Below are 12162 nucleotides of genomic sequence, written 5' to 3' on the forward strand. Positions count from 1 at the left end.
TTCTCATCCTATCTTCCCAAAAAAATCAATGAAGTTATAGGTTAAAAATATTTACGATTGTACTTTCCGAAGTACTGTATCAAAAAAATGTTATTAAATCTTTTCCCAATTTTATACCAAATTCATAAAAAAAACTAAAGGTATTCTTTCAACACGTTGGGTATCTCATCAATAATGTCAGTAGCAACCAAACCATAAGATTTTTTCTCAAAAGCTTTGTTGCCAGCAGAACCATTTAAAAAAGCTCCAATCCGTGCTGCGTTAAAAGGTTCAACTCCCTTAGACAACAATCCGCCAACAATACCAGCTAGTACATCACCTGTTCCACCAACTGTCATAGCCCTGTTATGGATATCATTCAGCTTTGTTCTGTTTCCATCACTAATAATGTCAACAGGTCCCTTGAAAAGAATAGTGACACCCAGTTTTTTAGCCCATTCCTCAACTTTCTTTTTTCTGTTCAATAGATTAATATCTAGTTTTACTTTTGTAAGCTCTTTGAATTCACCAGCATGAGGTGTTATAACAGTACTAGAGTATCTAACAATAGCTGGTTTTTTTCCAACAACCTGTATAGCATCAGCATCAATAACCATACTCTTGTTCATCCTAGCGCATCTAGAAATAATCCTCTCAATCGCATCTTTTGTTGATTTATCAGAACCAAGACCTGGGCCTATAACAACTGTATCAACCTTTGGAAGATACTCCTCGATAATCTCAAAATCCTCAGCAACAAGATGATCCTCACTGCTAAGCTCTCTAACAATCAAATTAGGTGAAAGCATAGCTACATCTTTTGCGAGTCTTTCAGGTGTAATAAATAGGGGGGAAAACGAGGTGATTGCCCTAGCAACTCTTTTTGGTGTTAGGATAAAAACAAGGTCGCATCCTGTGCGGAGCGCGGCAAGACCAGACAATGCAGGGGCACCAATGTATGGGCCGCCACCAACAACCAGAACCCTGCCGTTGTCACCCTTATGAGAATCCTGTTTTGGTATTGGATAATATGTTATCAGCTCCCCTGGGCCAACATAGTCAACAGCCTTCTTTGGTACACCAATATCAACAACCTTGATTTTACCGCTGTTCTCCTCATTCATACCTTTCTTTATATCGTGGAAAGTAACTGTATAACTAGGTTTAACTGCAGTTTTACACCCAAGACCAGTGGGTACATCAACTGAAACAACTGTTTTTTTAGCTTTGTTTATTTTTTTTACGAGAGACAGATAAGGTTCTTTTAGTTCCCCTGATAAACCTACGCCGAGCATTGAATCAACAACGACATCGGTTTTAAACAAAAGTTTATCAACTATTTTCAGTGAACCTATATCATAGGTTTTTATCTTCATTTTTTTAAGCTTCTTGAAATTATCTTTTGAGATGTCTGTTTTAATCTCATTTTCTTTACCAGTTAAAAAAACGGTTACATCATAATAGTTTGAGAGGTATCTAGCAGCAACAAAACCGTCACCGCCATTATTCCCAGTACCACAAAAAACCAGTATCCTCTTGTTTTTTAGGTGAAGTTGTCTAGTAATAAAATCTGCGACGCCTTTGCCAGCGTTTTCCATCAGAGTCGATGTTGGAACACCATAGTACTCAGAGTTCCTATCAAGCACTTTAACCTCTTTGCTGTTGATCATACCAAAAATGTTAAACAATAATATAGCTATATATGCTTCGCAAAAATAACAAAAAAACCTGTTTGGAGAAATGATAAGTTATGATACCTGGAAACATTAATCCTAGGCAGCTAAACCAGATGATGCGTAGACTTGGGATAAACGTAAGAGAGATAGAGAACGTCAAGAAAGTGACAATACAGACGGATACGAAGGAATACGTTTTTGAAAAACCTGATGTAACAATGATGGATGCTCAAGGGCAAACAACCTATCAAATCATAGGTAAACCAAAGATACTAGAAAGGAAAGAAGAGATACCACAGGATGACGTTAAACTTGTTATGGAGCAAACAGGTAAATCAGAGAAAGAAGCAAAAAAAGCCTTGGAGGAAACCAAGGGTGACATAGCTGAGGCTATACTGAGACTTAAAAAATAAAGCGTTTCTCCTATCACATCCTATTATTCGAAACATTTATAGAGCTATTATTTGAATTCAGAGTGCATGGTTGTTAGGCGTGATGCACTCAAAAAAATATCTATTCTCCCCCTGTTTTAAAAGCGATTGCTCAGAGACTAAGAATCGGCAAAACTTTCTATCTTTTACTTGTTTTCATACCAATTAGTTATTACTTTGCGTTGTTTACATCAGACAAAACCTTAACTTTTATAACATCAATTTTTGCTATCATCCCTATAGCTCGCATCATGGGTTACTCTACTACACAGATAACTCTTCAAACCAACCCTACAATAAGTGGTCTTATCTCTGCTACATTTGGTAATTCTATAGAGTTGATCATCGCAATATTTGCGCTTCAAAACGGTTTAATAAGGGTTGTACAAGCATCCATGATAGGTAGCATAATAGGTAACATTTTGCTTCTGGTAGGTTTGAGTATATTTTTTGGTAGTTTGCGATATAAACATCAGACTTTCAACAATGAAACAGTAACTGTTTCATCTACTATGCTAATTATTGTTGTTGCAGGTTTAGCGATCCCAAGCATATACGCATTTGTTAACCCTGGCATGAACTCTAATATCTCTATTATCAGTGTTGCTGTTGCAATAGTAATGGCATTTATATACATAGCGGATCTAGTTTTTTCTCTAAAAACACATAGAGATTTGTTTGATGCAAGCGATGAAATAAGAGATACTAAAGAAAAACCAACAATGACTAAAAAATAGCGTCTTTAACCCTTTTGATAACCTTCATAGTAGCTGCAGTAGAATCAGAGTTTCTCGTCCACTCAATCAGCGTAATTGCTGAAACAGCAGGAATGCAAACATTCATTGGGATAATTGTAATCGCTATAATTACAAATATATCAGAAAATGCAACAGCTATTAACTTCGCTCTTAAAAATAAGTTAGATGTCTCTATAGAAATAGGACTTAGTAGTGCTATTCAAATTGCATTGTTCGTGGTACCTATTTTGATGTTGGTAAGCATATTGTTTGGTTTTGGTTTTACTCTAGAGTTTACATTATTTGAGTTGATAGCATTGGTTTTAGGGGTATTGATAGTTAATTATCTTTCAGCAGATGGTAGATGTAATTGGCTGGAGGGAGCACAACTAATTAGTGTGTATGCTATTGTTGCTATAGCCTTCTTTTTCATATCTTAATAAGTTTTTTAATCTGCTCTGTAGATCCCTCTTTAAATAAGGATAGATTTATTGGTGTCAGAGATACTTTACCTTCACTAATAGCCTTAAGATCAGTACCATCCTGTAGATCTACAAAATCCAGGTTAGGTGTTCTGAGAATAAGCTCGTCTCCTTGTTCATAAAATAATTTACCATAAGGTTTTTTGAAAGGTTTGGTTATCTCAATCTCGGCATCAAGTGAAACGTTAAAAGGTATATTAGCTGAGAATAGGTCAACATCATCAAATTCTTTATCAATTAGCATCTTTGTTAATTTCGCTGTTATTTTAGCAGCGTTTTCAAATACAACATAGTTCTTTTCATCAAATAGGTCAAGGGTTTTTTTAATCTCACGTGGTATTCTCAAGGAAGAGGCTAATGCCTTAACACCTTCTATGGCTGCCTCCATTGTTGCACCAACTGTTCCAGAGCTTAGAATGCGCGCATGCCCAACATTTGATCCCTGGTTAATCCCTGAAACAACCATTTTTGGCAGATAATCTAAAACATTATACAAACCTATCTGAACACAATCAGCTGGGGTTCCATTTATGGTGAAAATATCAAAACCTTTTAGTTTTACTTTTTTTAGTTTCAATGGTTTTTTTGTTGTAACTGCTTTTCCAACCCAGCTTTTTTCTTTATCTGGTGTAACAGTAACTACTGAAAACTCTTTTGACAACTCTTTAAGTAAAGGTAAAAAACCTGCTGATTTGTATCCATCATCGTTTGTCAGGAGTATGTCTGTCATCGACAACGAAAAAAAGAAAGAGATTAATGAATCTTTCCTGTTTTACATTTTATTAGCTTTAAATAGCTGGAGTGTTATAAGTTGAAACAACTATGATTGCAAAAAAAAGGTAATGATTTTGACATAATACTAATCACAGGGGAATACTATGATGACCATCCATTGTCACCAGTTGGTGTTATAGCAAAGGTGTTGGATGCAAAAGGTTATAGAGTTGGTATTATAGAAAAACCAGAGGCCAAAGAACATTACACAAAATTAGGTAATCCTAGGTTGTGTTTTGGTGTAACATCCGGCTCCATAGATAGCATGGTGCATAACTATACACCGCTTAAAAGAAAACGAGTTGAAGATAGATACAGTTCTGCAACAAAACTCCCAGATCGAGCAGTTATTGTATATTGTAACAAGATAAAGGAATATTTCAAGTCAAAAACACCTATTGTTATAGGTGGTATAGAGGCTTTCATCCGGCGTTTTGCTCATTACGACTATTGGGACAACAACATAAGACGTAGCATACTTTTTGATTCGCGAGCAAACATACTGGTTTATGGCAGCGGAGAAAAACAGATACTGGAAATCACAGAGCGACTAAAAAAGGGGAAGAACTTAATGGAATCAAGGGTACATGTATTATTAGCAAAGAATTTGACCGGTCTTTTGAGATGCTACCATCTTTTAAACAGGTTGTTGAAGATAAAAAAAGTTTTGTGAGATGCAAAAAGGTTTTTCAAACAACAAAAACCTTGTGCAGGAATACACAAACAATTATGTTTTACAATACAAATACCCAACCTATACAACAGAAGATCTTGACTGGATTTATTCGCTGAACTACACTAGAAGGATGCATCCTAAATCTCTTTTGGAGATGGGTAAATTCTCTGTCGTGACACACAGAGGATGCATAGGCTCATGTAATTTTTGTTCTCTCGCGTTCCATCAAGGTGAAAAAATCATATCAAGATCAGAGGAAAACATACTCATGGAAATAAAAAATCTTACAAAACACCCTGATTTCAAAGGCTACATAGATGATCTAGTTGGTCCTTCATCAAACATGTATGGTATGGAATGTAAACGTGCGTCTTCTAATAAAACAGAGCATCTGTGTAAAACAAAATGTATTGTATGCCCAGAGCTTGATAAAACCCATAAAAGACTTATTGCTTTGCTGAGAAAAGCAAGAAAAATACCTGGTATCAAAAAAATTTTTATTAGAAGCGGAATTAGATACGATTTAGCGTTGGAGAGTAAAGAATACATCAGGGAAATATCAGACCATCATATCTCTGGTTGTCTGAAAATAGCGCCTGAGCATTTTTCAAAAAAAGTTGTTACTTTAATGAACAAGGATAACACAAGGTTTGATGAGTTCCTGTCTTTTTTCACAGAGATAAATGCGAAGAAAAAACAATCTTTGAGGTACTATTTTATGATAGGACACCCAGGTGATAATATCGAGGAGGTGTTGTTTTTACGTGACATAATTAAAGAAAAGAAACTTGTAAACATAGAGCAGTTCCAGTTGTTTACACCAACACCCATGACTGTGTCATCTTGTATGTACTGGACAGGCATGAACCCACACACAGGGGAAAAAGTTGATGTGGTCTATGATTATAATACAAAAAAGAAGATGAAGAGAATCATGCTAGAGCTTCAAAAAACCCAGCACAAATAGATATTACTTTATCCCAAGATTCTCAAGAAACCATAGTAGGCTAAAACCATAAAAACTATAGATAAAAGTGAGCCTATTGCTACGATCAAAAAGATTTCTCTATACTTTAAACCCAGCCATGTTCCTATGATTGTTGTTGACATCGCACCAGTTCCCTGAAATGGTATGAACATAAAAACCCATAGTGCGACTGGCAGTATTTTACCGTATTTTTTTGCTTCTATTTCATGAGTTTTTTTATGCAGCTTATCATACCATAGTTTAAGTGAAACCTTTTTCTTGTAAATACGAGGTTTTGTTTTTCTTATGCCGATGAATGGGAATGCTGGGATGTGATTTATGAGGAGTTCTATCACCCACCAGTTTGTTAGTATAACTACACATGCAAGGGCATCATAAACCCATATGCTTAATCCCCATATGGGCGCAGGTAGCCCTGCCCTTAAACCTATTAGTATGATTGTTTCTTTGCCAGCTGGTGGTATGAAATATGTTGCTGTGAGAGCTGAAAACCATTTTTGTTGTTCTGATGTTAAAGTTATATAAACTGAATAAAAGTATATAGCACCAATTAACAGGATCGCTCCAAAACCTAATATCTCTTTAATGTGTACTATAGCGGATTCGGATTTTTTGAAATTTTTTAATAGTTTATTTTTTTTATAGTTCATGAATCTTCTTTTAGAGAATCATCAACTGCTTTTCAATTTTATCCCTAAAAAAATTTATTTTAAAACAAAGTTTTAAACTAAAAATTAATATATTTACAAACACATTTTTGTTTTTATGGAAAAGAAGATAATATTTTTGGAACTACCTCTTGAGATGGTAGAAAAAATAGATGAACAAAACATTATGGGTGATCGCTCTGCTTTTGTATCTGATTTATTGGAGAAACAACTTCAACATGATTTAAGCAAAATGGAAATTACTAAAGAAATACAATTAATTAAAGAGGTAGAGCCATTTGAAGGTAAACCAGGTGATATACGATTAGTGAATAACAGAGGAATAACGCTTGGGACTTTTAACATAAACACCACTGAGGGTTTCCGAAAATTAGCAGATAAGATACATGAAATATCAAGAGATCCCATTGTTAGGATGAGAGTCCGACGGTGGAAATAATAAAATTAACAAGTATAGTTTTATCTTTACTAGATTATTTTTGTTGTTCTTTCAGTTTTTTGTATTCTTTCTGAACTTTTTCTTCTGTCTCTCCAGCAAACACTGAGATGAAATGTGCAACTACACCAACTCCCCACCCAAATAAAGGACCAAAGAGTATCGGAATTAAATTAACATTTTCTGAAATAATCGATCTATAAAATATGAATAATGACAGATTCACCATGATATAACAAGCAAAATGAACATAAAAACCAGCTTTGTCTTTTACTCGTTTTCTTGCTATTTCCATTAATTCTTTATCATCAGTCATATACTTTTTTCCTCCAACATTGTGATATAACATCTTTTAATTAATATTTTCTAAATAACACGCCTAAATCTGGATGTAGATGTTTTTATAAAAATTCTTATTCTTAGTTATATTTTATTTGTTTTATATTATATCCCTGGTTTTTTATTGTTAGATGAATGTTTAACAACCTTCGATATTATTTGTTGTTTCTTCTGTCTTTGCACCATTTACCCAACCAAAATATACATATTACTATAACTATTTAGCAAATTTTTGAAAAATTACTTTATACCCCCTTATTTTCTATAAGAGCCTTTTTAAAATCAGAAGGCAACCTAGCCTTTATTTTGTTTGTATACACGAGAGAGGATATCGCATAAATTTAATCGATTATTTTTCTGTTATTGTTATCCAACCAAAATTGTTGGGTCATGTATTTTGTGTTATCGGGTTAATACCTTCATCCATCATTTTCAAATATGGGGATAACCGCCTGTCAAAGATTTGGATCACCTGCTTTATCGCAGCCTTCTTCCATAATTTCATATCTGTTGATGTAAGATTTTCATCTGCGAGCGCAGACGACCATTTGATACTATGGCGAATGCAAGCAGCAAGAAGCTGCCAGTGCTCAGCACACATATCCTTCGTTCTAAAAAACCGACTTTGATCTTTCAAATTTCCAATTGGGATGAAAAACAAGGGTATAATCAACGACCTATAATCTGAGAGACTATGAACCAACTCAATTGATTTCCGAACATCATCAGATGTTTCACCTGGGAGACCCATGATCATCGTGTTCACAGGAACCCAAAGGTTATCATTAAGGATCTGATGGCTGTTAACAACCATCTCAGGCCATTCCTCTGGTTTAAAAGGTTTTGCCTTCCCTTTCATATACATCTCGACCAATCGAGGCGACCCACTCTCAATGCCAACCTGCCCACTCATAAAAGGACAGGTTTTCGATCCTGTCTCCACCACCTCAGATATTTTTTCAATGAGACCAGGATTAGATGCAACAGAGGCATGTGCAAAATGACTGATACCAATACGATTTGTTAGTTTCTTCACCTCGGTAAAAAGCCGAATCACTTCATTTTCATTTGGGATAAAACCTTTTGTTTTATACCGCAAAACATCTTCAGCATGGAACAACACGCCATTACCAGCCTCAACATTAATGCGTGCTTCTCTGAGGATGTAATCAAGTGGTTGACACCGATAATTCAACATCGTCGGATTACAAAAACGACACCCACGACCGCATCCACGACATATCTCGATGATACCATTAATCGTAGGATGGCGAATCAGGGGAATCTGATCTAGAGGAACAACCTCACCTTGAACAACTGGAGGAATAGGTTCATTGTTCAATGCTTTATGTATAATATCAACCGCGGTAATCTCTCCCTCACCCACAACCACACAATCAATCCCATATTTTGCCATAATACGATGATCGGTTAGTTGCCAAGCACCTGAGCCCCCAACAATAACTTTCAGATTATATTTCTTAATTACTGGATCAGATACAAGTTTTTTAAAAAAAATAGCGGTGTATGTTTCTTTGTTAATCAAATCACTAAACGTCGTTGAAGCAGGACCTAACCCTAGTGGGTCATGCGTCGTAATACCCAATACCCTAGTATCTTTATCCACCACATTTTTTAGATTCTCTGGGCGAACAACTGCGATATCCTGATCACTAAACCCGTTTGCAAGCAACGCTGCTTCGATTTTCCTTTGCCCACAATGAGCATACTTAATTTGGCCATTCTCTTCATCTTCTACAGGTGGACAAAAAATTTTTGTATACAACCACTCTGAAATAATCCTTGGGGCACATGCAGCAAAACCAAGAAAAACATGGTCATTATAGTCTGAGAGCAAAGTCTGATCCGCGGTTAAAACAACCTTGACCATGCTCTCTCCCACCTTAATGGATTATACATCCTATCACTTCCTACGAAATGTTCAACTAACATTATAACTAACAATTTTTTATTATGCAATATATCAGATTTTTATTCAATTTCCACTCGGTACCCTTCGTCTTTTTTCCGTTCCTTTCTTTTTATAATTATATCAAGCACACCGTTCTTATAAGTTGCCTTTGTTGTTTTAGGAAGAACATCACATGGGAAATCAATATGTTTGTAATATTTACGCTGAGGATTATCAACCTTGATTTCTAAACCTTGTTCTGTCACGTTCACATCAATATCTTCTTTTTCAACGCCAGGTATCTCAACAGTGACTGCTACATCCTCATTACCCTCTATTATATCTGTTAGTGGTTCTCTTTCATCAGAAATTACATGTTCTCCATCTGATTTCTTCAATGGTCGGTTACCAAATTGTTCAATATGTGGTCTTCCATCAGGTCCTATGTGGATGTTAAAACCATGGATAAAAGATGACCCTGGTTTTATCCAGTTATAATTAAACTCCCTGAAGATCCGATTCATAATATGTTCTATTTGACGGGATATGCGCTCAAACTCGTCATCGGTATCAAAAAAATCAAATGGGTTTTTTCTTCGTCTCCAACCAGCATCGTCATCAAATAAACTCATATTATTAATCCCCCCTTTATTAATGTTTGATATTATTATATTATCTATAGGGATTTCCTAGTCTTGAATCTATTTCACTTGCTATTTTTAGCATTTGAGCAATGATTCTATCAATGTCTTCTTTGATTTCTTCTATGCTTTTTTGTAGACTCTGCGCTCTAAGATGATACATGTTACGAGCTCTTACAACTACTCCTGTTGATATGAAATTATTGAGATGGTGAACGATTGCACCACGTGTTAGATTTAAACGTCGAGCGATTTCATCACTTGTCAACCCTTTTTCGCTTCCACAAGCTTCTTTTACAAGTAGTTGGAATATTCTGCCTGCTGTGTCTTTTTTGTCTCTTTCTGTGAAATACCCAAATGATTTGCATATGTAATCGATGTCATCGTTAAGATTGCCAGCAGCTGGGAGTTCTATCTTTTTTATGATTATTTGATCTGTCATAGTAGGTTCATAATGTTATATCTGCATATAAATTTTTTGCAATAAGTTTATAATTTAGTTTATTTTAGATTGACTAAAATTTAAAAATACAAACTAAATAGAAAAATATTTAAATAGATTAATGTATTATAGTTTTGATAATTTAAAGAAAACAAAAATAATAAATTTTAAACGAAAAGGAGGTAGATAAGCTATGGCCATAATAAGAGATAGAAAAGACAAACTAGCTCTACGACCAACAGAAAAAAAAGAAGAAATCATACAACGAAGACCAGCGGAACTCTGGTCAGAAATAGATCGGTTATTCGATAGATTTAGATCAAACTTCGACGAACTATTCTGGGGACCATCTAGTACCATGATCAGCCCATTCAGCGATATTCGAACACCCACTATGGATGTCGCAGACCTAGGAAATCGATATGAGATGACACTGGAAATACCTGGTATCCCAAAAGACAACATAGACATACAAGTCACACCAAATGCTGTTGAAATCTCAGCAAAACAGGAAACCAGCGAGGAAGAAAAACACAAAAACTGGCTCAGACGAGAACGCAGCAGCACCAGTTTTTACAGATACCTAGAATTACCAGAGGAGCTGAAAACAGACAGTGTCGAAGCTGAAATGAAAGACGGACTACTGACCCTTAAACTACCGAAAGTTGAACCAAAACCAGAATACAGAGCAACAAAAGTAAAAATCAAATGAAGGAGATTAAAAAATCTGATACCTAAACGATGAATGACCTTTCTCTCCTATTATAGAGGGGGAGGTCATTCTATAATTTTTAAAAATAAAAAGGAGGTAGATAAGATATGATGGGTGGTCAACAACCTGTAATAATATTGAAAGAAGGAACAACCCGTGAAAAAGGTAGAGGAGCACAAACCAACAACATAATGGCAGCAAGAGCAATATCAGACGCAGTGAAGTCAACACTGGGTCCAAAAGGTATGGACAAGATGCTCGTTGACTCAATGGGGGATGTAGTAATCACAAACGATGGTGCTACAATCCTAAAAGAGATCGATGTTGAGCATCCTGCTGCAAAGATGATTGTTGAGGTTGCAAAAGCACAAGATGAAGAATGCGGCGATGGAACAACAACAGCGGTGATTCTCACCGGAGAGTTGTTAAAATCAGCTGAGGAACTCTTGAACCAAAACATCCATCCAACAGTGATATGCAGAGGATATAAACTTGCAGCAGAAAAAGCAACTGAGATACTTGAGGACCTCGCAATGCCAATTGTTAAAGGAGATAGAAAAACATTGAGGAACATCGCGATTACATCGATGGCAAGCAAGGGTGCAAGTGGATCAAGAGAACTATTGGCAAACATTGTAGTCGATGCAGCAACAAGTGTAGCAGAAGAAGTTGACGGAAAAACCATCGTTGATCTTGACAACATTCAAATCCAGAAGAAACAAGGTGGAACAATACAGGATACAGAGATAATAAAGGGTATAATCCTAGACAAAGAACGTGTACATGATGGTATGCCAAAGCAAGTGAACAAAGCAAAAATTGCTCTTGTCAACGCAGCCCTTGAGGTGAAGAAAACAGAGGTTGATGCGAAGATAGAGATACGAGACCCATCGCAGCTACAAGCATTCCTAGACGAAGAAGAAGCTATGATAAAGAAGATGGTAGATAAAGTAAAAAACAGTGGTGCAAACGTCTTGATATGCCAGAAAGGTATCGATGATCTCGCCCAGCATTTCCTAGCAAAGGAAGGGATATATGCTGTTAGAAGAGCTAAAGAAAGTGACATGGAGAAACTAGCTAAAGCAACAGGTGCAAGGATTGTAGCAAGCCTAGATGATTTATCACCAAAGGATCTTGGGTACGCAGGGTTAGTTGAAGAAAGAAAATTCGGCGAGGACAAGATGACATTTGTAACCGAGTGTAAAAACCCGAAAGCAGTCTCAATACTGATACGTGGTGGAACAGAGCATGTTGTTGATGAGCTAGAGC

General features: G+C 36.0%; 15 protein-coding genes. 8 read left to right on the top strand and 7 right to left on the bottom strand.

Annotation, left to right across the window (positions count from 1 at the left end; translation table 11 throughout):
* Positions 1-134 precede the first annotated feature (134 nt).
* Positions 135-1649: an NAD(P)H-hydrate dehydratase gene (locus tag QHH19_04315; protein MDH7517549.1), complete on the bottom strand. Its 1515-nt coding sequence runs from the start codon at positions 1647-1649 to the stop codon at positions 135-137.
* Positions 1650-1729: 80 nt separating this feature from the next.
* Between QHH19_04315 and QHH19_04320 the strand changes: the two genes are divergently transcribed.
* The 3 genes from QHH19_04320 (at position 1730) to QHH19_04330 (ending at position 3263) form a co-directional block, all read left to right on the top strand.
* Complete coding sequence (locus tag QHH19_04320; protein ID MDH7517550.1) at positions 1730-2068, top strand: nascent polypeptide-associated complex protein; 339 nt, start codon at positions 1730-1732, stop codon at positions 2066-2068.
* A gap of 200 nt (positions 2069-2268) precedes the next feature.
* The gene (locus QHH19_04325; GenBank protein MDH7517551.1) at positions 2269-2823 is read left to right on the top strand and encodes a hypothetical protein; all 555 of its coding nucleotides are present in this window, start codon (positions 2269-2271) and stop codon (positions 2821-2823) included.
* Positions 2824-2837: 14 nt separating this feature from the next.
* Positions 2838-3263, top strand: a complete 426-nt coding sequence (locus QHH19_04330; protein MDH7517552.1) for a hypothetical protein — start codon at positions 2838-2840, stop codon at positions 3261-3263.
* On the opposite strand, the gene surE is transcribed toward QHH19_04330, so the two are convergent.
* Positions 3253-4035, bottom strand: a complete 783-nt coding sequence (gene surE, locus QHH19_04335; GenBank protein MDH7517553.1) for a 5'/3'-nucleotidase SurE — start codon at positions 4033-4035, stop codon at positions 3253-3255. The genes QHH19_04330 and surE overlap by 11 nt on opposite strands.
* A 96-nt stretch (positions 4036-4131) precedes the next feature.
* On the opposite strand from surE, the gene QHH19_04340 reads away from it, so the two are divergent.
* Together QHH19_04340 and QHH19_04345 are read left to right on the top strand one after the other, a co-directional pair.
* Positions 4132-4752, top strand: coding sequence for a hypothetical protein (locus QHH19_04340; GenBank protein MDH7517554.1), 621 nt, complete (start codon positions 4132-4134; stop codon positions 4750-4752).
* Position 4753: 1 nt separating this feature from the next.
* Positions 4754-5722 (top strand): DUF3362 domain-containing protein, encoded by a 969-nt coding sequence (locus tag QHH19_04345; protein ID MDH7517555.1) that lies wholly within the window; start codon positions 4754-4756, stop codon positions 5720-5722.
* 8 nt (positions 5723-5730) lie between these two features.
* Here QHH19_04345 and QHH19_04350 read toward each other — a convergent pair whose 3' ends face one another.
* On the bottom strand, positions 5731-6393 hold the full coding sequence (locus tag QHH19_04350; protein MDH7517556.1) for a small multi-drug export protein: 663 nt from the start codon (positions 6391-6393) through the stop codon (positions 5731-5733).
* 115 nt (positions 6394-6508) lie between these two features.
* Here QHH19_04350 and QHH19_04355 point away from each other — a divergent pair, with 115 nt between their 5' ends.
* Positions 6509-6850: a hypothetical protein gene (locus QHH19_04355; GenBank protein MDH7517557.1), complete on the top strand. Its 342-nt coding sequence runs from the start codon at positions 6509-6511 to the stop codon at positions 6848-6850.
* A 34-nt stretch (positions 6851-6884) separates the two neighbouring features.
* Here the strand turns inward: QHH19_04355 and QHH19_04360 are convergent, their stop codons facing one another.
* From QHH19_04360 to QHH19_04375, 4 genes are all read right to left on the bottom strand, one after another.
* A complete protein-coding gene (locus QHH19_04360) occupies positions 6885-7163 on the bottom strand; it encodes a 2TM domain-containing protein (protein MDH7517558.1) in 279 nt (92 codons plus the stop codon).
* Between the two features lie 411 nt (positions 7164-7574).
* The gene (locus tag QHH19_04365; protein ID MDH7517559.1) at positions 7575-9077 is read right to left on the bottom strand and encodes a radical SAM protein; all 1503 of its coding nucleotides are present in this window, start codon (positions 9075-9077) and stop codon (positions 7575-7577) included.
* 101 nt (positions 9078-9178) lie between these two features.
* On the bottom strand, positions 9179-9730 hold the full coding sequence (locus QHH19_04370; protein MDH7517560.1) for an Hsp20/alpha crystallin family protein: 552 nt from the start codon (positions 9728-9730) through the stop codon (positions 9179-9181).
* Between the two features lie 40 nt (positions 9731-9770).
* The gene (locus QHH19_04375; GenBank protein ID MDH7517561.1) at positions 9771-10181 is read right to left on the bottom strand and encodes a helix-turn-helix domain-containing protein; all 411 of its coding nucleotides are present in this window, start codon (positions 10179-10181) and stop codon (positions 9771-9773) included.
* 193 nt (positions 10182-10374) lie between these two features.
* On the opposite strand from QHH19_04375, the gene QHH19_04380 reads away from it, so the two are divergent.
* Positions 10375-10893, top strand: coding sequence for an Hsp20/alpha crystallin family protein (locus QHH19_04380; GenBank protein MDH7517562.1), 519 nt, complete (start codon positions 10375-10377; stop codon positions 10891-10893).
* A gap of 107 nt (positions 10894-11000) precedes the next feature.
* The coding region (gene thsB / locus QHH19_04385) for a thermosome subunit beta (GenBank protein MDH7517563.1) at positions 11001-12162 on the top strand (1162 nt) is incomplete at its 3' end.

The sequence above is a fragment of the Candidatus Thermoplasmatota archaeon genome (assembly GCA_029907305.1).
GTDB lineage: Archaea > Thermoplasmatota > E2 > DHVEG-1 > DHVEG-1 > JARYMC01.

Coding starts and splice junctions, on each gene's coding strand:
- QHH19_04315 (MDH7517549.1), bottom strand. CDS start 1,649: ATGATCAACAGCAAAGAGGTTAAAGTGCTTGATAGGAACTCTGAGTAC.
- QHH19_04320 (MDH7517550.1), top strand. CDS start 1,730: ATGATACCTGGAAACATTAATCCTAGGCAGCTAAACCAGATGATGCGT.
- surE (MDH7517553.1), bottom strand. CDS start 4,035: ATGACAGACATACTCCTGACAAACGATGATGGATACAAATCAGCAGGT.
- QHH19_04345 (MDH7517555.1), top strand. CDS start 4,754: ATGCAAAAAGGTTTTTCAAACAACAAAAACCTTGTGCAGGAATACACA.
- QHH19_04350 (MDH7517556.1), bottom strand. CDS start 6,393: ATGAACTATAAAAAAAATAAACTATTAAAAAATTTCAAAAAATCCGAA.
- QHH19_04355 (MDH7517557.1), top strand. CDS start 6,509: ATGGAAAAGAAGATAATATTTTTGGAACTACCTCTTGAGATGGTAGAA.
- QHH19_04360 (MDH7517558.1), bottom strand. CDS start 7,163: ATGACTGATGATAAAGAATTAATGGAAATAGCAAGAAAACGAGTAAAA.
- QHH19_04365 (MDH7517559.1), bottom strand. CDS start 9,077: ATGGTCAAGGTTGTTTTAACCGCGGATCAGACTTTGCTCTCAGACTAT.
- QHH19_04370 (MDH7517560.1), bottom strand. CDS start 9,730: ATGAGTTTATTTGATGACGATGCTGGTTGGAGACGAAGAAAAAACCCA.
- QHH19_04375 (MDH7517561.1), bottom strand. CDS start 10,181: ATGACAGATCAAATAATCATAAAAAAGATAGAACTCCCAGCTGCTGGC.
- QHH19_04380 (MDH7517562.1), top strand. CDS start 10,375: ATGGCCATAATAAGAGATAGAAAAGACAAACTAGCTCTACGACCAACA.